This window comes from uncultured Piscinibacter sp., assembly GCF_937952055.1.
Lineage (GTDB): Bacteria > Pseudomonadota > Gammaproteobacteria > Burkholderiales > Burkholderiaceae_C > Piscinibacter.
Window position 1 is genome coordinate 49,870 of record NZ_CALFYO010000022.1, and the last position, 18,877, is coordinate 68,746.

At 69.2% G+C, this 18,877-nt stretch carries 21 protein-coding genes; 7 read left to right on the top strand and 14 right to left on the bottom strand.

The window, feature by feature from the left end; translation table 11 throughout:
* Positions 1–32 precede the first annotated feature (32 nt).
* A complete protein-coding gene (locus tag Q0599_RS19060) occupies positions 33–749 on the top strand; it encodes a DUF1624 domain-containing protein (RefSeq protein WP_298832959.1) in 717 nt (238 codons plus the stop codon).
* A 3-nt stretch (positions 750–752) separates the two neighbouring features.
* Here the strand turns inward: Q0599_RS19060 and thrH are convergent, their stop codons facing one another.
* Positions 753–1,370 (bottom strand): bifunctional phosphoserine phosphatase/homoserine phosphotransferase ThrH, encoded by a 618-nt coding sequence (gene thrH, locus Q0599_RS19065; protein ID WP_298832962.1) that lies wholly within the window; start codon positions 1,368–1,370, stop codon positions 753–755.
* Positions 1,371–1,520: 150 nt separating this feature from the next.
* Here thrH and rlmB point away from each other — a divergent pair, with 150 nt between their 5' ends.
* The 4 genes from rlmB (at position 1,521) to Q0599_RS19085 (ending at position 4,225) form a co-directional block, all read left to right on the top strand.
* Positions 1,521–2,261 carry a 23S rRNA (guanosine(2251)-2'-O)-methyltransferase RlmB gene (rlmB, locus tag Q0599_RS19070; protein ID WP_298832965.1) on the top strand — a complete coding sequence of 247 codons (741 nt, stop codon included), beginning with the start codon at positions 1,521–1,523 and terminating at the stop codon, positions 2,259–2,261.
* Positions 2,254–3,009, top strand: a complete 756-nt coding sequence (locus Q0599_RS19075) for an NAD-dependent deacylase (protein ID WP_298832968.1) — start codon at positions 2,254–2,256, stop codon at positions 3,007–3,009. Before rlmB ends, Q0599_RS19075 begins: the two co-directional genes overlap by 8 nt.
* Positions 3,010–3,042: 33 nt before the next feature.
* Entirely contained in the window at positions 3,043–3,669 is a 627-nt protein-coding gene (gene upp / locus Q0599_RS19080; RefSeq protein ID WP_298832970.1) for a uracil phosphoribosyltransferase, read from the top strand.
* Between the two features lie 106 nt (positions 3,670–3,775).
* The gene (locus Q0599_RS19085; RefSeq protein ID WP_298832973.1) at positions 3,776–4,225 is read left to right on the top strand and encodes a hypothetical protein; all 450 of its coding nucleotides are present in this window, start codon (positions 3,776–3,778) and stop codon (positions 4,223–4,225) included.
* On the opposite strand, the gene Q0599_RS19090 is transcribed toward Q0599_RS19085, so the two are convergent.
* The 5 genes from Q0599_RS19090 to Q0599_RS19110 all read right to left on the bottom strand — a co-directional run bounded on the left by Q0599_RS19090 (position 4,222) and on the right by Q0599_RS19110 (position 8,092).
* Positions 4,222–4,770, bottom strand: coding sequence for a chromate transporter (locus Q0599_RS19090; RefSeq protein WP_298832979.1), 549 nt, complete (start codon positions 4,768–4,770; stop codon positions 4,222–4,224). The genes Q0599_RS19085 and Q0599_RS19090 overlap by 4 nt on opposite strands.
* Positions 4,767–5,342 (bottom strand): chromate transporter, encoded by a 576-nt coding sequence (locus tag Q0599_RS19095; protein WP_298832982.1) that lies wholly within the window; start codon positions 5,340–5,342, stop codon positions 4,767–4,769. Before Q0599_RS19095 ends, Q0599_RS19090 begins: the two co-directional genes overlap by 4 nt.
* Positions 5,339–6,496, bottom strand: a complete 1,158-nt coding sequence (locus Q0599_RS19100; RefSeq protein ID WP_298832984.1) for an MFS transporter — start codon at positions 6,494–6,496, stop codon at positions 5,339–5,341. Before Q0599_RS19100 ends, Q0599_RS19095 begins: the two co-directional genes overlap by 4 nt.
* A complete protein-coding gene (locus Q0599_RS19105; RefSeq protein ID WP_298832985.1) occupies positions 6,493–7,500 on the bottom strand; it encodes a D-2-hydroxyacid dehydrogenase family protein in 1,008 nt (335 codons plus the stop codon). The genes Q0599_RS19100 and Q0599_RS19105 overlap by 4 nt, the downstream gene beginning before the upstream one ends.
* 142 nt (positions 7,501–7,642) lie before the next feature.
* Positions 7,643–8,092, bottom strand: a complete 450-nt coding sequence (locus Q0599_RS19110) for a hypothetical protein (protein ID WP_298832986.1) — start codon at positions 8,090–8,092, stop codon at positions 7,643–7,645.
* A gap of 150 nt (positions 8,093–8,242) precedes the next feature.
* Between Q0599_RS19110 and Q0599_RS19115 the strand changes: the two genes are divergently transcribed.
* Entirely contained in the window at positions 8,243–10,648 is a 2,406-nt protein-coding gene (locus Q0599_RS19115) for a penicillin acylase family protein (protein WP_298832988.1), read from the top strand.
* Between the two features lie 13 nt (positions 10,649–10,661).
* Here Q0599_RS19115 and Q0599_RS19120 read toward each other — a convergent pair whose 3' ends face one another.
* Together Q0599_RS19120 and lexA are read right to left on the bottom strand one after the other, a co-directional pair.
* On the bottom strand, positions 10,662–10,958 hold the full coding sequence (locus Q0599_RS19120; protein ID WP_298832990.1) for a helix-hairpin-helix domain-containing protein: 297 nt from the start codon (positions 10,956–10,958) through the stop codon (positions 10,662–10,664).
* A 16-nt stretch (positions 10,959–10,974) separates the two neighbouring features.
* Entirely contained in the window at positions 10,975–11,652 is a 678-nt protein-coding gene (gene lexA, locus Q0599_RS19125; RefSeq protein WP_298832992.1) for a transcriptional repressor LexA, read from the bottom strand.
* A 75-nt stretch (positions 11,653–11,727) separates the two neighbouring features.
* Between lexA and Q0599_RS19130 the strand changes: the two genes are divergently transcribed.
* The gene (locus Q0599_RS19130; protein WP_298832995.1) at positions 11,728–12,657 is read left to right on the top strand and encodes an asparaginase; all 930 of its coding nucleotides are present in this window, start codon (positions 11,728–11,730) and stop codon (positions 12,655–12,657) included.
* A gap of 7 nt (positions 12,658–12,664) precedes the next feature.
* Here the strand turns inward: Q0599_RS19130 and Q0599_RS19135 are convergent, their stop codons facing one another.
* From Q0599_RS19135 to Q0599_RS19160, 6 genes are all read right to left on the bottom strand, one after another.
* On the bottom strand, positions 12,665–13,087 hold the full coding sequence (locus Q0599_RS19135) for an organic hydroperoxide resistance protein (protein WP_298832997.1): 423 nt from the start codon (positions 13,085–13,087) through the stop codon (positions 12,665–12,667).
* 10 nt (positions 13,088–13,097) lie between these two features.
* Positions 13,098–13,586 carry a MarR family winged helix-turn-helix transcriptional regulator gene (locus tag Q0599_RS19140; RefSeq protein WP_298833000.1) on the bottom strand — a complete coding sequence of 163 codons (489 nt, stop codon included), beginning with the start codon at positions 13,584–13,586 and terminating at the stop codon, positions 13,098–13,100.
* 85 nt (positions 13,587–13,671) lie between these two features.
* Positions 13,672–15,624: an ABC-F family ATP-binding cassette domain-containing protein gene (locus tag Q0599_RS19145; protein WP_298833003.1), complete on the bottom strand. Its 1,953-nt coding sequence runs from the start codon at positions 15,622–15,624 to the stop codon at positions 13,672–13,674.
* Between the two features lie 4 nt (positions 15,625–15,628).
* Positions 15,629–16,525, bottom strand: coding sequence for a 50S ribosomal protein L3 N(5)-glutamine methyltransferase (prmB, locus tag Q0599_RS19150; protein WP_298833006.1), 897 nt, complete (start codon positions 16,523–16,525; stop codon positions 15,629–15,631).
* Entirely contained in the window at positions 16,522–17,670 is a 1,149-nt protein-coding gene (gene dapE / locus Q0599_RS19155; protein ID WP_298833011.1) for a succinyl-diaminopimelate desuccinylase, read from the bottom strand. Before dapE ends, prmB begins: the two co-directional genes overlap by 4 nt.
* A 5-nt stretch (positions 17,671–17,675) precedes the next feature.
* Positions 17,676–18,863 (bottom strand): PilT/PilU family type 4a pilus ATPase, encoded by a 1,188-nt coding sequence (locus Q0599_RS19160; RefSeq protein WP_298833014.1) that lies wholly within the window; start codon positions 18,861–18,863, stop codon positions 17,676–17,678.
* Positions 18,864–18,877: the final 14 nt, after the last annotated feature.

The following is an 18,877-nucleotide window of genomic DNA, read 5'->3' on the forward strand; positions in this document are numbered from 1 at the left end:
ATCGTTGGAAAGTCGACACTCTTCCGAGCGCTGTGGCAGCAGGTGAACGATTCGATCGGCTCGACGCGCTGCGCGGCGCGGCCATCGTGTGGATGGCCGTCTTTCACTTCTGCTTTGACCTGAACTACTTCGGCGTCATCAAGCAGAACTTCTACACCGACCCGCTGTGGACGCTGCAGCGCGTCTGCATCGTCTCGCTGTTCCTGTTCTGCGCCGGGTTGAGCCAAGCTGTCGCGCTGGAGCAGGGCCAGTCTTGGCAGCGCTTCTGGCGGCGCTGGGCGCAGATCGCAGTCTGTGCGGTACTGGTGAGCCTCGGCTCGGCGCTGATGTTTCCGAGCAGTTGGATCAGCTTCGGCATCCTGCACGGCATCGCGCTGATGCTGATCCTCGCGCGGCTGCTCGCGCCGCTCAAGGGCGGATTGTGGGTCGCGGGCGGTGCGGCGATCCTGCTGCCGCAACTCTTTCAGCACCCGTTCTTCGACAGCCGACTGACCAACTGGGTCGGCCTGGTCACGCGCAAGCCGGTCACCGAAGACTTCGCCCCGGTGTTGCCCTGGCTGGGTGTGATGCTGTGGGGCCTGGCTGCTGGGCGCTGGGTGCTGGTGCACCGGCGCCACTGGCTCGCCGGGCCGCTGGTCCGTCCGCTCGCGCCGCTGGCTGCCCTCGGCCGCTGGAGCCTGAGCTTCTACATGGTGCACCAGCCGGTGCTGATCGGCGCGCTGATGGGCGTGCTGGCGCTGACGCGCTGACGCTCAGCCGCCGCGCAGCCTTGTGGCAGCCGCGTCGATCGCCGCGCTCAGCTCGGCATAGCTGCGCGTCACCGGAAACTGCGGGAACTGCGCGACGATGGACTCGGGCGGGTGGATGAAGAAGCCGGCGTGGGCCGATGCCAGCATGCCGGTGTCGTTGTACGAGTCGCCCGCGGCAATGACCTGGAAGTTCAGCAGTCGCAGCGCGTTGACCGCGTGGCGCTTCTGGTCGGCCATGCGCAGCACGTGGCGGGTGACGAAGCCTTCGGCGTCCACTTCCAGCCTGTGGCACAGCAGCGTCGGCCAGCCGAGCTGGCGCATGAGCGGCTGCGCGAACTCGTAGAACGTGTCCGACAGGATCAGCACCTGGTAGCGGCTGCGCAGGTCGTCGAGGAACTCCCTCGCACCTGCCATCGGGCCCATGCCGCCGATGACGTCCTGGATGTCGGCGAGCTTGAGCCGGTTCTTCGCCAGCAGATCGATGCGAAAGCGCATCAGCTTGTCGTAGTCGGGTTCGTCGCGCGTGGTGCGCGCCAGTTCGGGAATGCCCACTCGCTTGGAGAACTCGATCCAGATCTCGGGCACGAGCACGCCTTCGAGGTCGAGGCAGATCATTTGCATGGAAACGGGCTCCGGACGAGCAGTGGAGGGCGGCGCGCATGGTACCCGATGCCTCGGCCGCTACCATCGCGGAATGACAAGCCCAAGCTCACCACGCTGGCCGCCCCCGAAGGCGACATCGGTTCCTGCGCGCGGCCGGGCGGAACCGACATGAGCAAACAAGTGCTGTTCGGCTTTCACGCCGTGACCGTGCGGCTGAAGTCCGCGCCGCAGTCGGTCATCGAGGTGCATGTCGACGCCGCGCGGCGCGACCAGCGCATGCGCGCCTTCGTCGAGCGTGTGCGCGCGGCTGGCGCGCGGATCGTCGACAGCGACGACGAGCGGCTGCACAGGCTCGCCGGCACGCACCGCCACCAGGGCGTGGTGGCGCGCGTTCAGCCGGTGGCGATGAGCCACTCGCTCGACGACACGCTCGATGCGGTCGAGGGGTCCCCGCTGCTGCTGGTGCTCGACGGCATCACCGACCCGCACAACCTCGGCGCCTGCCTGCGCGTGGCCGACGGCGCCGGCGCGCACGCCGTGATTGCGCCCAAGGACCATGCGGTGGGCATCAATGCCACCGTCGCCAAGGTGGCCAGCGGCGCGGCCGAGACGGTGCCTTACTTCATGGTGACCAACCTTGCGCGCACGCTGGGCGAGCTGAAGGAGCGGGACATCCTTGTCATCGGCACGTCGGACCGCGCCGAGCAGTCGCTGTACGACGTCGATCTGAGCGGGCCGGTGGCCCTGGTGCTCGGTGCCGAGGGCCATGGCATGCGCCAGCTCACCGCAAAGACCTGCGACCAGCTGGTGCGCCTGCCGATGAAGGGTGCGGTGGAGAGTCTGAACGTGTCGGTCGCGTCGGGTGTCTGCCTGTACGAGGCGCTGCGCCAGCGCGAGCGCCGTGGGTGACCTCGACGATGTCGTGCGCGACCTGCGCGCGCGCATCGAAGTCGCTTCGCGCATCTGCGTGCTCACCGGCGCCGGCATGTCGGCGGAGAGCGGCATTCCCACCTTCCGTGACGCGCTGACCGGGCTGTGGTCGCGCTTCGACCCGGCCCAGCTCGCCAGCGAGGAGGGTTTCCGCGCCGACCCAGCGCTCGTATGGGACTGGTATGCCGAACGCAAGCTGGGCGTGCGCGCCGCGCAGCCGAACGCCGGACACCTCGCGCTGGGCGCTTTCGAGCGACGCCGGCCGGGCGTGCTGACGGTGGTGTCGCAGAACGTCGACGACCTGCACCAGCGCGCCGGCAATCGCGACACCCTCCGCCTGCACGGCGACATCCTGCGCGACCGCTGGCTCGAGCCCTGCCGGCGAGGCGCGGCCTGCGAGGTCGAGGCGGCGCAGCCCGGCCGTCCGCCGCGCTGTGCCGACTGCGGCAACCTGGTGCGGCCCGGCGTGGTGTGGTTCGGCGAGATGCTGCCGCCGGGCGCGCTGGAGTCCGCCGAGCGTGCGGCGCGCAGCGCGCAGGTGATGGTGGTGGTCGGCACCTCGGGTGCGGTGTGGCCGGCGGCCGGTCTGGCCGCGAGTGCGCGCCGCGCCGGCGCCTTCGTCGCCATCGTCAACCCGTGCCGCAGCGAGATCGACGCCGACGCCCAGGCACTGCTGCAGGGCACGGCGGCGGCGCTGTTGCCGCGCCTGTTCGCGGCCGGCGGCTAGACTCGAGGCACCGCCCTCGAACCCCGCACCCCCATGCCCGTCATCGACGTCCGCCATCCCCTGGTGAAGCACAAGGTCGGCCTGCTGCGCGAGGCCGACATCTCGACGAAGAAGTTCCGCGAGCTGACCCACGAGCTCGCGCGGCTGCTGGCCTACGAAGCCACCGCCGACTTCCCGCTGGAGGCGGCGACGGTCGCCTGCTGGAGCGGGCCGACCGAGGTGCAGCGCATCGCCGGCCGCAAGGTCACGGTGGTGCCTATCCTGCGCGCCGGCCTCGGCATGCTCGACGGCGTGCTCGACATGATCCCCAGTGCCAAGGTCAGCGTGGTCGGCCTGTCGCGAAACCACGAGACGCTGCAGCCCGAGCACTACTTCGAGCGCTTCGTCGGCCACCTCGAAGAGCGCACCGCGCTGATCGTCGACCCGATGCTGGCCACCGCGGGCTCGATGATCGCCACCATCGAGCTGCTGAAGAGCCGCGGCTGCAAGGACGTGCGCGCGCTGGTGCTGGTGGCTGCGCCGGAAGGCATCGCCGCGCTCGACAAGGCGCATCCGGATGTTCGCTGCTGGACGGCCGCCGTCGACAGCCATCTCAACGAACTCGGCTACATCATCCCCGGACTGGGCGACGCCGGCGACAAGATCTTCGGCACCAAGTGAGCGGGCAAAGCGTGTTTGACCTGCGGTAGAACGCGGCTTTCCATTCTTTACATGCTGAATCCAAAGCTGTCTTGCAGGTGACATGACCGGCGGTTAGGGTGTGTGGATGGACACCACCCGAACCCCCTTCCGGCTCTGGATGACCGGCAGTCTCGCGGTCGTGATGGCGTCGCTGTGCACCGGCCGCGGCGTGCTCGATGCCGAGCGCCTGGCCGGCTCGATGCGCGTGCTGCGCCACAGCCCCTACGGCGTTACGGAGACCGTCCGACGCATCGAGGACGCGGCGCGCGCGCGCGGCCACGAGGTCATCGCACGCGTCGGGCTGCAAGGGCCAGTGATCGTGCTTGCCTCGACGGTCGGCGGCACCCTCGTTCTGATGGAGTCTGCCGACTCGCCGCCCGATGTGCCCCTGTCCGTCCAGGTGCGGCGCAGCGCCCATGGCGGCACCGACGTGCTGGTGCCGCAGTCGCTCGACTCGGGTTGGGATGGCCTGCCGGGAGCGGTGGCGGATGAACTCGCCGGCCTGCCCGGTCTGCTCGACAGGGCGCTCGCCTAGAGTCCGCCGAAGGCGCCGACCGCGGCGCCCAGCGCCACCAGCCACATCGGGCTGAGCTTCACGCGCATCGTCGTCACCACCGTGACGGCGATCAGTGCCAGCGCCCCCCAACGCTGGTCGGGCGTGCGCACGAAGGGTTCGGCCAGCACCCAGCCCGTGGCCATCAGCAGGCCCAGCGTCAGCGGCGCCATGCCGGTCGTGAAAGTGCGCACGGCCAGGCTCTCGCGCCGCCGCGCCGCCCAGCGCGACACCGCCAGCACGAGCAGCGTCGAAGGCACCAGCGTGCCGGCCAGCGTGGCCAGCGCGCCGGCCCAGCCGGCGACGTTCCAGCCGATGACCGCGACGAACAGCACGTTCGGCCCCGGCGCCGCCTGCGCGATGGCGATCGAACTGGTGAACTGCGCATCGCTGATCCAGCCCTGCTCGACGACGACGTATCGGTGCATGTCCGACGCGGTGGTGATCGCGCCGCCCACCGCGAGCAGGCTGAGCAGCATGAAATGGCCGAGCAGGGCGATCAGCTCGGCAGCGGCCAATCCGTTCATGCGCGCAGCCTCCACCAGGCGAGCGCGCAGGCCAGCGGACCGAGCACGGCGATCACCGCCGCCAGCGGCACGCGCCCCAGCGCCACGGCGCCGAAGGTGAGCAGCGCCACGGCCAGGCAAAGCCATGGCCCGAGGCGGTTGCCGTGCAAGCTGCCGAGCAGCTTGAAGGCGGTGGCGAGCACCAGACCCGCTGCCACCGCGCCCATGCCGCGCAAGGCGCCGGCCACCGCGGGCACCGATGCGAAGTGGTCGTAGACCAGCGTCAGCGCCATCACGATGGCCAGCGGCGCCAGCACCAGCCCGCCGAGCGCCGCCACGGCGCCACGCGTGCCGAACCAGCGGTCGCCGAGCATCAGCGCGAGGTTGACGATGTTCGGCCCGGGCAGCACCTGACTGGCCGACAGCAGCTCGACGAACTCCGCGCGCGACAGCCAGCGCTTGCGCTCGACCAGTTCCACCTGCGCCACCGCCAGCACGCCGCCGAAGCCCTGCAGTGCGAGGCGGGTGAAGCTCAGGAACAGGTCGCTGAGCGAGCGCGGGCCACCGCCACAGTCCTGGCCCGACGTGTTCATGCCGGCCTCCGCGAGCGCGCTGCCGCCCAGGCGCTGAGCGTGATCGCCGCCGCCATCCAGGCACAGCCCACCCAGCTCAGCAGCGTGAAGCCCGAGTGCGTCAGCAGCATGCCGCCGCTGGCCGCGCCGACCGCCTGGCCAAGGTAGATCGCCGAGGTGTTCAGCGCCATCAGCGCTGGTGCCAGCATGGGCGCCGCGAGGCCGAGCCGCGCCTGCTGTGCCGAATTGGTCGAGAAGCAGCCCAACGCCCATGGCACCAGCACGATCGCCATCGATGCGAAGCCCGTCGCCAGTGGCCAGGCCAGCAGCGACAGCGTGATCAGCACCAGCGTCAGCGAGACGCTGCGCGCTGCGCCGAAGCGGTCGATGCCGCGCGTCAGCAGCACGTTGCCGATGAACCCAAATAGGCCGAACCAGGCGAACAGCAGGCTGATCTGGGTCGGCGTCGCCTGCAGCACCTGACGGTAGTAGGGCGCGAAGTAGGAGAAGAGCGTGAACTGCGCGGCGCTCTGCAGCGCGGTGACGGCGACGATGGCCATCAGCACCGGATGAGTGACGGCGTCGCGCCAGGCGGCCAGCGACAGCGCGGCCGGCTTCACGCCGTCGGGCATGGCCGCGTAGACCCAGGCGGCCGATGCGGCCGCGAGCAGCGCCACGGCGCCAAAGGCCATGCGCCAGCCGAAGGTCTCGCCGAGCCAGGCGGCGATCGGCATGCCCGCCACCGAGGCGACCGACCAGCCGAGAAAGACGAAGGTGATGGCGCGGCCGCGGTGCTCGGGCGCGGTCATGTGGCCGATCGCCGCGGCGGCCTGCGGCGTGAACACCGCAGCGCCAAGCATGCACAAGGCTCGCACCGGCGCGAGCGCCGCATAGTCGGGCATCGCTGCGGACAGGGCATGTCCCAATGCATACCAGGCGAGGGCGAAGGCAAGCAGCCGGCGACGATCGAAGCCCGCCACCCAGCCGGCCAGCAGCGGCGCACCCACGCCCATCACCACGGCGCCGACGGCGATCAGCTGTCCGGCCAGGGCCACCGACACCTGCAGCGACCGCGCCAGGTCGTTGAGCGTGCCGGCCACCACCATCACGCCACAGCCAATGACGAAATTGCCGCTGAGGAGCGCCCAGCGCACCTGGCCCGCGCCGGCGCTCATCGCATCACGCGCAGTGCGTCCGGGTTGACGATGTTCGTCGGCTTCTGGTGGATGAAGTTGACGACGTTCTCGAACGCCGCGCGGAAATAGAGCTCGTAGCTGTCCTGCTCGACGTAGCCGATGTGCGGCGTGCACACCGCGTTCTCCAGGCGCAGCAGCGGGTGACCCTGCAGGATCGGCTCGCTCTCGAACACGTCGACCGCGGCCATTCCGGGTCGACCGCGGTTCAGCGCGCCGACCAGCGCGCCTTCCTCGATCAGTTCCGCGCGCGAGGTGTTGACCAGCAGCGCGGTCGGCTTCATGCGCGACAGCGCGTCCAGCTTGACGATGCCGCGCGTTTTGTCGTGCAGCCGCAGGTGCAGCGTCAGCACGTCGCTGCTCTCGAAGAACTGCTCGCAGCCCTCGGCGGCGCGGAACCCGTCCGCCACGGCGCGCTCGCGCGAGGCCTCGCTGCCCCACACCTGCACCTGCATGCCGAAGGCGCGGCCGTAGCCGGCGACCATCTGGCCGATCTTGCCGTAGCCCCAGATGCCCAGCGTGCGGCCCTTGAGCACCATGCCGATGCCGAAGTTCGCCGGCATCGACGCCGCCTTCAGCCCCGACTGCTGCCAGGCACCGTGCTTGAGGTTGCCGATGTATTGCGGCAGCCGTCGCATCGCCGCCATGATCAGCGCCCAGGTCAACTCCGCCGGAGCGACCGGCGAGCCCACCCCCTCCGCGACGGCGATGCCCAGTCGTGTGCAAGTCTCGACGTCGATGTGCGGGCCGATGCGGCCGGTCTGCGAGATCAGCTTCAGCTTGGGCAGCTTCTCGAGCAGCTGGCGCGGGAACTGGGTGCGCTCGCGGATCAGCACCAGCACTTCGGCGTCACGCAGCCGGATCGACAACTGGCCGATGCCCTTGACGGTGTTGGTGAACACCTTGGCGTTCAGGGGTTCCAGCATGGTGGCGCACTGCAGCTTGCGCACGGCGTCCTGATAGTCGTCGAGGATGATGATGTTCACGGCGGCAGGTCGGAAAACTCGCGCTCGATTGTGCACGGGCGGCGCGGCCTCGTTACGGTCCGCGATTCTCCTTGCCCGCTGCGGAGAACCCGATGCTGATCAGCGGGCGCTGAGTGCGCGTTGACGAGTCGCCGGCCCGCGGTCAGGGCCACATGTCCTTGGGACTGGCGAGGCTGGCGAAGCCCGACCGCGGTGCGCGCGTTGGAAAGTGGCGGTTGAGCGTCGCCAGGCGTCGGTCGGCCTCGCTCTGGCTGAGTTCCAGAGAAACCAGCGCGAACACCTCGGCGCGCAGATGCCAGAGCTCACGCATCGACTTGGCGAATTCGATGCGGTCGAGCAGCGCGGTGGCTGCAGGAAGCTGCAGATCGGCCGCCGCGGCGAAGAAGTCCTGGCGCGCAGCCGCCAGGGACATCGAGCGATCGGCGGAGTCATCGCTGCGCGCGTCGTCGCCGGGCCAGCCGGCGGTCAACCAGGTGCGCACGCGCGACAGCCAGTCCTGCGCCGGCCGGTGGCGCTCGGGCGGACAGATTTCCAGCCGCGCAGGCCGCGTTCGGCCCGGGGGGGGGTGGTGGTCGTGCGGGTGCGACAGCATGGTCCCAACGGGTACTCGTCGAATTGCGAGAGTGGGTCCAGTGTGAACCTGCCCGCGGCGGCGTGGCGTGGCGAGAAGCGGCGGAAAGTGCGGCTTTTTCCCGCTCTGGCGTAAGCTGCGCGCCTGCCGAAGATGGACGGAGAAAAAAGAATGCGTTGGATTCGGAGACTTGGGCTGCTGCTGGCCGTGCTCGTGGCGGTGTCGGCCGTGGCCATCGGCAGCTATCGGTCGCGGGTACTGCCCCAGGCCGACGGCACGCTCCAGCTGCGCGGGCTTGCTGGCGAGGTCCGCATCGAGCGCGATGCCGCCGGCATCCCGACGATTCGTGCGGCGAGCATGGAGGACGCCTCCTTCGCGCTGGGCTTCGTGCATGCGCAGGACCGGCTGTGGCAACTCGAGACGCACAGACGCATCGGCTCCGGACGACTTGCCGAGGCTTTCGGCGCTGCAGCGCTGGAGACTGACCGCTTCCTGCGTGCGCTGGGCGTGAAGCGTGCCGCCAACGCACAGTGGGAGCGTATCGAGCCGCGCTCGCGTGCCTTGTTGAGTGCCTACAGCGAAGGCATCAACGCCTTCGTGCAGGGAGCGATGAAGGCGCGCCCGCCCGAGTTTCTCATCCTGGGGCTGCATCCCGAGGCCTGGACGCCGCAGGACAGCCTCGCATGGGCGATCATGATGGCCTGGGACTTGGGCGGCAACTGGACCACCGAGTTGCAGCGCATGCGTCTCGCACTGCGCATGCCGGTGACACGCATCAACGAACTGCTGCCGCCTTATCCGGGCGACAAGCCGCTGGTCACCGCCGACTATGCCGCGCTGTTCCGTGCGCTGAAGGTCGATGGCACGCTCGGCGCGCAGGCCCTGGCGGCGGCGCCGGAATCCGGCATCGAGGGCGTGGGCTCGAACAACTGGGTGGTGGCGGGCTCGCACACCACCACCGGCAAGCCGCTGCTCGCCAACGACCCGCACTTGAAGCTGAGTGCGCCGGCACTGTGGTACTTCGCGCGCATCGAGACGCCGGCGGGGAAGGTGGCCGGCGCCACCATGCCGGGTCTGCCGACGGTGGTGCTGGGGCAGAACGAGCACATCGCCTGGGGCTTCACCAACACCGGCCCGGACGTGCAGGATCTCTACCTCGAGCGCCTCCAGCCCGGTGATCCGGGCCGTTACCAGACGCCGCAGGGCTGGGAGAAGTTCGACACCTTCGCCGAGACGATCAAGGTGAAGGGGCAGGCCGACGTCAGCCTCACCGTGCGCGCGACGCGCCACGGGCCAGTGATTTCCGACGGTGGTGCCGGCGAGGGTCTGACCGGCCCCGCCGCGACGCCCGCCTATGCGATCGCGATGCGCTGGACGGCTCTCGACCCCGACCCCGGCACGATGGAGGCGAGTTTGGACATGGCGCAGGCGCGCTCGGTCGACGAGTTCGTCAGGGCCACCGCACGCTACGTCGCGCCGATGCAGAACATGGTGGTGGCCGACCGCGCCGGCCGCATTGCCGTCGTCTCGGCCGGGCGCGTGCCACTGCGCAAGCCCGACAACGAACTGAAGGGCCAGGTGCCGTCACCCGGCTGGGAGGCCCGCTTCGACTGGGCCGGCTTCCTCGACCCGACGGCCACCCCGCGCGAGGCCGATCCGGTGCGGGGCTGGATCGCCACCGCCAATCAGCGCATTCACCCGGTCGACTACCCACACTACATCAGCAGCGAGTGGGCGCCGCCCTACCGCATGCAGCGCATCGAGCAGATGCTCGCGGCGAAGCCGAAGCATTCGATCGAGGATCTGCGTGCGATGCAGGCCGACGACCTGTCGCTGGCCGCGCTGCGGCTGCTGCCCGTGCTGCGCCAGGCTGCCTCGGATCACCCGCTGGCCGAGGCGGCACAACGCGAGCTGGCCGACTTCGACGGACGCATGGTGGGCGGCAAGGCCGCGCCGCTGATCTTCTGGGCCTGGGCTCGGCAGCTCGCGCAAGGGCTGTTCGCCGAAGAAGCGGGACCGACTGTGTGGTCGGCGAGCGCGCGGGCGTACCGGGAAGCGCTCGAGGCGGTGATGGAGCGCAACGACGCCTGGTGGTGCGATGACAAGTCGACACCGGCGGCGGAGAGCTGCGCACAGCAGAACGCGGCCGCGCTGACGCGTGCACTCGACGAACTGCAAGCGGCCCAGGGCGCCGACCTGGCCGCCTGGCGATGGGATCGAGCGCACCAGGCGCGCTCGGAACATCGTCCGTTCAGCAAGGTGAAGGCGCTGGCCCGCTGGTTCGAACTGCGCACTTCGGTGGGCGGCGACACCTACACCGTCAACGTGTCGCGCGTCAACCTCAAGCCCGACGCCACCACTGGCGAGCTGTACCTCGATGAACATGGCCCCTCGCTGCGCGCCCTCTACGACCTCGGCGACCCGCTGCAGTCGCGCTTCATGCACTCGACCGGGCAGTCGGGCATCGTGCTGTCGCCGCTGTATGGCCGCTTCGTCGACCACTGGGCGAAGGTGGAGTACGTGCCGGTGTGGAGCGGAGCCGCCGAGCACACGCTGGTGCTGCAACCCCGTCGCTGACGCAGTTCCGCCATCAGACTTGGCCGAACAGCGCCTTGCGCTGCGGCGTGTACTTCCACCATGGGGCTGCCGGCGCGCCGCTCATGAAGTCGGTGGCGGCCATGAAGGTGTCCAGCACGCAGGGATCCTGGCGCTGCCCGGTGGCGGCGCACAGCTTCTGGTAGAGCACGAAGGCGTCCTTGCCGCGCAGGTCGGCGGGCGTGCGGATGCCGATCAGGCGCAGGTCCGCGGCCAGCGCCGGACCGATGTTGGGCAACTGCTCGAGTGTCTGGCAGTCGGCCGCACTGGCCGCCTTGGGGGCCTTGATCATCAGCGCCGCTCCCATCTCACATCAGCATGTTGTTGCGGATCAGACCGACGGCCAGACCTTCCAGCTCGAACTCGGTTTCGCCGGGGTGCACCACGATGGTCTGAAAATCGGGGTTCTCGGGAATCAGCTCGATGGCGTTGCGCGTGCGGCGGAATCGTTTCACGGTGACCTCGTCACCGAGGCGGGCCACGACGATCTGGCCATTCTTCGCGTCCTTGGCCTTCTGCACGGCGAGCAGGTCGCCGTCCATGATGCCGGCGTCGCGCATGCTCATGCCGCGCACCTTGAGCAAGTAGTCGGGGCGGCGCGGGAACATGCTCGCCTCCACCAGGTAGGTCTGGTCGATGTGTTCCTGCGCGAGGATCGGGCCGCCGGCGGCAACGCGTCCGACCAGCGGCAAGGACAACTGCGCCAGGCTGGGCAGCGGCAGGATGAACTGCTTGCCGCGCGATTCGTTCAGCGCGCGCAATGTGTCAGACTTCAAGCGGATGCCGCGCGAGGTGCCGCCTACCAGTTCGATGACGCCTTTGCGTGCCAGCGCCTGCAGGTGCTCCTCGGCGGCATTGGCCGACTTGAAGCCGAGCTCGGCGGCGATCTCCGCCCGTGTGGGCGGGGCACCGGTGCGTTCGATGGCGCTTTGCACCAGGTCGAGGATCTGCTGCTGGCGGTCGGTGAGTTTGGGCTTTTCCTGCACGGGGGCTCCTGGGCGGGAATGACGTCGTCGCTGGATAGATGTCCAGTGACTGTATTTTCATCCAGTTTCCGGAAAATGCAAGACATCGCACAGACCGTGGCTGTGCTGGCCACGGGCGGGACGATCGCCGGCACCGCCGCGAACCCCGCCGACAACATCGGCTACACGGCCGCTCAGCTCGGTGTCCGCGCGCTCATCGAGGCCGTGCCGGCGCTGCGCGAGGTGCCGCTCATCGCGGAGCAGGTGGCGCAGCTCGACAGCAAGGACATGGATTTCACGGTGTGGGCGACGCTGGCCCGGCGTGTGGCCCACCACCTGGCGAGCGAAGAGGTGGCCGGCATCGTGATCACGCACGGCACGGATACGCTGGAGGAGACGGCCTACTTGCTGCAGCGCCTGCTCGCACCGGCCAAGCCGGTGGTGCTGACCGCCGCGATGCGGCCGGCCACCGCGCTGCTGCGCGACGGCCCGCAGAACCTGCTCGATGCGGTGACGCTGGCACGCGAGCCCGGCGCGCGTGGCGTGATGGCGGCACTCGCCGGCACGGTGCATTCGTCCTACGACGTGCGCAAGGTGCACAGCTACCGGGTCGAGGCGTTCGCATCGGGGGATGCAGGGCCGCTGGCGCGTTTCGAGGAAGGCCGCGTGCGGCGTCTGCGCGACTGGCCGACCGGCAAGGCGCTCGGGCTCGACGTGCTGGCGGCCCCCTGGCCCTGGGTGGAACTCGTCACCAGCCACGCCGGCGCGCGTGCCGAGGGCGTTCAGGCGCTGGTCAGGGCCGGTGTGCGAGGCATCGTCGTGGCCGGCACCGGCAACGGCAGCTTGCACCATGTGCTGGCGGCGGCGTTGGTCGAGGCCCAGCATGCCGGAGTGACTGTGTGGCGCAGCACGCGCTGCCTCGACGGTCCGGTGCAGGCCAGAGCTGGCGACCTCATCCCCGTGGCGGGGACGCTGACGCCGGTGCAGGCGCGCATCGAATTGATGCTTCAGCTGATGCGCCGCTGAAACGCGTTCAGACGACGGCCAGCGTGACGTCGATGTTGCCGCGCGTGGCGTTCGAGTAGGGGCAGACCTGGTGCGCGGCGTCGACCAGCGCCTGCGCTTCTTCCTTCGACCACCCGGGAATGCTGATCTGCATCGCCACCTGGATGCCGAAGCCGGCCGGGATCGGGCCGATCGCCACGTCGGCGGTGATCGAAGCGTCGACCGGCACGACCTTCTTGCGCTGGCCGGCGACGAACTTCATCGCCCCCATGAAGCAGGCCGAGTAGCCGGCGGCGAACATCTGCTCGGGGTTGGTGCCGTTGCCGTTGCCGCCCATCTCCTTCGGCGGGGCCAGCGTGACGCTCAGCTTGCCGTCATCGGACCTGGAGGTGCCTTCGCGGCCGCCGGTGGTGGTGGCGCGGGCGGTGTAGATCACTTTCTCGAGAGCCATGGAACTTCCTTCAAGGATGGTGGGGCGGGGAATTGGTCCCGAGCAGCTGCGTGCGCAGATGCTGCAGGCGCTGGGTGAGCGAGACCAGTTCGTCGGCGCTGCAACCGCTGGCGGCTGCCAGTTCGCGGGGTACAGGTTGCGCGCGCTGCTTGAGCGAGCGGCCCGACGCGGTCAGGCTGACGATGACGCGGCGTTCGTCAGCGGCGGCGCGCGCGCGCTGCAGCCATCCGGCGGCCTCCATGCGCTTGAGCAGCGGCGTCAGCGTGCCGGAGTCAAGGAACAGGCGTTCGCCCAGCTCGCCGACGGACAGGTCGTCGCGCTCCCACAGCACCAGCAGCACGAGGTACTGCGGGTAGGTCAGGCCGAGCGGCTCGAGCAGCGGTTTGTAGAGCTTGGTCATCGCCAGCGACGACGAATACAGCGCGAAGCACAGCTGCCGGTCGAGCTGCAACCAGTCGAGGCTGCGGGGCGCTGCGGGAGCGTTCGTGGTGCGAGGCATGGTGTGGACTGTATTTCAAGTTGAACAATTAGATTGTGCGCAACATAATAGCCTCCGGCGATGCAGGGGCATCGTCGCAGCGGGCTCAGGGCGCCGCGCCCATCTCGTCGATGCGGGTGCTCAGCTCCAGCCAGCGGCCCTCGAGCCGCTCGATCTCGTCGTTGACCGCCTTCAGCCTCCGGCCGGCGTCGGCCAGTCGCTCGGGCGACAGCGAGGCGTCGGCGAAGCCGGCCTCGAGCTTGTCGCGCTCGACAAACAGCACGCCGAGCTTGTGGTCGATCAGGGTCAGTTCCTTCTTCAACGGCTTGACCTCGTCGGCGCGCGCCTGTCGCGCCGCGGCAGCGGCCTTGCGGTCTTCCTTGCGATTGACCGGCGACGCCTCCTCCCGAATCCGGCGCGACTGCTCGGAGGCCGCCTTGGACGCCTCGCGCGACTGCTCGAGCAGCCAGCGCTGATAGTCGTCGAGATCGCCGTCGAAGGGTTTGAGCTCCCCCGCGGCGACCAGCCAGAACTCGTCGCAGACTTCGCGCAGCAGCGCACGGTCGTGGCTGACCAGCATCACCGTGCCTTCGAACTCGTTGAGCGCCATCGACAACGCCTCTCGCGTCGTCAGGTCGAGGTGATTGGTCGGCTCGTCGAGCAGCAGCAGGTTGGGCCGCTGCCACACCAGCATGGCGAGGACGAGCCGCGCTTTCTCGCCGCCGGACATGGTGCCGACGGCCTGCGTCACCATGTCGCCGGTGAAGCGGAAGGAACCGAGGAAGTCGCGCAGCTCCTGCTCGCGCGCGTTCGGGCCGATGTCGCGTGCGAGGCGCACCAGGTGCATCAGCGGGCCGTCCGCCGGCGAGAGCAGGTCCAGCTCCTGCTGCGCGAAGTAGCCGATCGCCAGACCCTTGCCCTCGGTCATCGTGCCGGCCAGCGGCGCGAGCTCGTGCGCCACCGTCTTCACGAACGTGGACTTGCCCTGGCCGTTGGCACCGAGGATGCCGATGCGCTGGCCGGCCAGCACGGAGCGCTCGATGCCCTTGACGATGACCGTTTCGCGGCCGTCCTCGCCGCGGTAGCCGCAGGCGAGCCCCGACAGCGCGAGCATCGGGTTGGGCAGCGACAGTGGCTCGCGGAACTCGAACTGGAAGTCGCCTGCCGTCAGCACCGGCGCCAGCCTTTCCATGCGCGAGAGCGCCTTCACCCGGCTTTGCGCCTGCTTGGCCTTGCTCGCCTTGGCCTTGAATCGGTCGATGAACTTCTGCAGGTGGGCGATGCGCTCCTGCTGCCTCTCGTAGCTGGCCTGCTGCAGCGCCATGCGCTCGGCGCGCATCTCCTCGAAGGCGGTGTAGTTGCCGCCGTAGCGCGTCAGCTTGGCGTTGTCGAGGTGCAGCGTCACCTGCGTGATCGCGTCGAGGAACTCGCGGTCGTGGCTGATCACGATCAGCATGCCCGGATAGCGCTTCAGCCAGGACTCCAGCCACACCAGCGCATCGAGGTCGAGGTGGTTGGTCGGCTCGTCGAGCAGCATCAGCTCGGCCGGGCACATCAGCGCGCGGGCGAGCTGCAGCCGCATCCGCCAGCCGCCGGAGAAGCTGTTCACCGGCGCGTCGAGCTGCTCGCTGCGGAAGCCCAGACCCATCAGCATCGCCTGCGCTCGGGAGCGGGCGTCGAAGCCCCCGGCATCCTGGATGGCGTGGTGCGCCTCGGCGATGGCATGACCATCATCGGCGGCCTCGGCCTGCGCGAGGCGTGACCGCGCCAGCATCAGCGGCGTGTCGCCGGCGAGCACGAAGTCGGTCGCACCCTCATCGGTCTCGGGCATGTCCTGCGCCACCTCGGCCATGCCACCGGGCTGCTGCCAGCGCGGCGGCATCTGCACCTCGCCGCCGTCGGCCTGCAGCTTGCCCGTCAGCAGCGCGAACAGCGAGGACTTGCCGGCGCCGTTGCGGCCGACCAGACCGATCTTCTCGCCCGGCTGCAGCGTCACGCTGGTGTGCTCCAGCACCAGCTTGACGCCGCGGCGCAGCGAGATGTCATTGAGCGCCAGCATCGGGTCAGCCCTTGTTCTGCCTGGCGAGCCTGATCAGGGCGTCGCGCGTCATCAGCAGCACCTCGTCGTCGCCCGCGCTGGTGGGCAGCCAGGCCACCTCGGCGCGCGGAAAGGCTCGCTCGAAATGGTGCCGTTCGTGGCCGATCTCCAGCACCAGCACCGCGTCGGCGTTCATCTGCGCCGGCGCGTCGCGCAGGATGCGGCGCACCAGGTCCATGCCGTCGTCGCCGCCAGCCAGCGCGATCGCCGGCTCGGCGCGGTATTCGGCGGGCAGCCTGGCCATGCTTTCGCTGCTCACGTACGGCGGATTGCAGACGATCAGGTCGTAAGGGCCGCGCACGGCGGCGAGCAGGTCCGACTGCAGCAAACGGATGCGCGAGCCCAGCCGGTGGCGGTCGACGTTGAGGCGCGCCACCGCCAGTGCATCTTCGGAAATGTCGGCAGCGTCGACCTCGATCTCCGGATAGGCCATCGCAGCGATCACCGCCAGGCTGCCGTTGCCGGTGCACAGGTCGAGCACGCGCTTCGTGCGGTCCGACAGCCAGGCATCGAGCGTGCCCACTTCTTCGCCGTCGACGAGCAACTCGGCGATGAAGGAGCGCGGCACGATGACACGCTCGTCGACGTAGAACGGCACGTTCTGCAGCCAAGCCTCCTTGGTCAGGTAGGCGGCGGGTTGGCGCGTCTCGATGCGCCGCGTCACCAGCGCTTCGGCCTTGGCCTGCTCCTCGGGCGGCAGTTCGCGCTGGGCGCGTTCCTCGAGCGCATCCAGCGGCAGGCCGAGTGCGAACAGCACCAGCCAGGCGGCCTCGTCGAAGGCATTGGTCGTGCCATGGCCAAACGAAACGCCCGCCTGTTTGAGGCGGGCGCTCTGCGCGGTGATGAGGTCGATGAGCTTCATGCGAGCAATGTCTGCAAAGTGCGACGGTAGATGTTCTTCAAGGGCTCGAGGCTGGCCACCTCGACCCACTCGTCGATCTTGTGGATGCTGGCGTTGAGCGGCCCGAATTCGACCACTTGCGGACAGATCTTCGCGATGAAGCGGCCATCGGAGGTGCCGCCTGTGGTCGACAGCTCGGTCTCGATGCCGGTCTCGGCGCGGATCGCGCCCGCCAGTGCGTCGCTCAGCGAGCCGATCGGCGTCAGGAAGGGCTCGCCGCCGAGCGTCCAGGCGAGCTCGTGATCCAGCCCGTGCCTGTCGAGCACCACCTGCACGCGCTGCCTCAGCGCCTCGGGCGTCGACTCGGTGGAGAAACGGAAGTTGAAGTCCACCACCAGTTCGCCCGGGATGACGTTCGTCGCGCCCGTGCCGGCGTGGATGTTCGACATCTGCCAGCTCGTCGGCGGGAAGTAGCGGTTGCCGCGGTCCCACTCGATTGCCGCCAGCTCGGCCAGCGCCGGGGCGGCGAGGTGGATGGGGTTCTTCGCCAACTGCGGGTAGGCGATGTGGCCTTGCACGCCTTTGACCGTGAGCCGCGCGGACAGCGAGCCGCGGCGGCCGTTCTTCACCATGTCGCCGAGCCGCTGCACCGAGGTCGGCTCGCCGACGATGCAGGCATCGAGGCGGACGCCCTGGCGCTGCAGCCGCTCGACCACCTTCACCGTGCCGTCGTTCGCCGGGCCCTCCTCGTCGCTGGTGAGCAGGAAGGCGACCGAGCCGCGGTGCGCCGGGTGGGCGGCGACGAACTCCTCGGTGGCGACCACCATGGCGGCCAGCGAGCTCTTCATGTCGGCGGCGCCACGGCCGTAGAGCCTGCCGCCGCGATGGGTGGGCACGAAGGGGTCGCTCGTCCATTGCGCCAGCGGACCGGTGGGCACGACGTCGGTGTGACCGGCGAACACCAGCAGCGGGGCGCGCGCATCGCTGCCGCGTCGCAGGGCCCAGAGGTTGGTGACGCGGAAGTCGTCCGGGCCCGAGACCAGCGTCTCGAACTCGAAGCCGAGCGGCAGCAGGCGCTCGCGGATGATGGCCTGGCAGCCACCATCGTCCGGCGTCACCGAGCGGCAGGCGATGAGCTGTTCGACGAGGTGCAGGGTCCGTGTCATCGAGCTCAATTGGGCCGCAGCAGGCCCGACATCGTGCTCGTCTCCTCGCGCACATCAAGCTGGATCTCGGTGAAGGTCGGCTGGTCGTCCGACTCTTCCTTCTTCGGCTGGATGCGCGAGACGGGCGACATGTCGTTCTGCAGGCGCCACATCAGGTTGGTCGGCGAGTCGGCGTAGGCCAGGCCCTCGTCGCGGGTGATGACGTCGGTGGTGATCAGTCGCGCGAGGTCCTGCTCGAAGGTCTGCGAGCCTTCTGCGAGCGATTTCTCCATCGCCTCCTTCACGCCGCTGAAATCGCCCTGCTCGATCAGCTCGGAGACGAGCTTGGTGTTGAGCATCACCTCCACGGCGGGCACGCGTCCGCCGGCGACGGCGCGCACGAGGCGCTGCGAGATCACCCCCTTCAGCCCGGCGGCCAGGTCGGCCAGCAGGGCCGGGCGCGCTTCCGGCGTGTAGAAGGACAGGATCCGCCCGAGCGCGTGGTACGAGTTGTTCGCGTGCAGCGTGGAAAGCACCAGGTGGCCCGACAGCGCGTACGAGATCGCCGAGGTCATGGTCTCGCGGTCGCGGATCTCGCCGATCATGATGCAGTCCGGCGCCTGGCGCAGCGCGTTCTTCAGGCCGACCTGCAGGCTGTTGGTGTCGCGGCCCACCTCGCGCTGGTTGACCACCGACTTCTTGTTGGTGAAGAGGAACTCGATCGGATCCTCGATGGTGAGGATGTGCCCGGCCATCTGCTGATTGCGCTGCTCGAGCATCGCCGCCAGCGTCGTGCTCTTGCCGGTGCCGGTGGCGCCGACCATCAGGATCAGGCCGCGCTTCTCGAGGATCAGCGTGTTCAGGATCGGCGGGACGTTCAGGCTTTCCAGCGACGGGATGACCACCGGGATGCAGCGGAACACCGCCGCGACCGAGCCTCGCTGCTTGAAGCCGGACAGGCGGAAGCTGCCCACGCCGGACAGGCCGATGCTCATGTTCAACTCGCCGGTGTCGTCGAGCTCCTCAAGCTGCGTCGGCGTCAGCAGTTCGGCGAGCAGCTGGCGTGGCTGGCTGTGCGTGAGCGGCTGGTCGGAAAGCTGCAGCAGTTGCCCGCTGATCTTGATGAGGATCGGCGAGTTGGCCGACAGGTAGACGTCCGACGCGCCCTTCTCGGCCATCAGCCGCAGGACGCGTTCCATGTTTCCGCCGCTCATGCCGATCCTCCCGT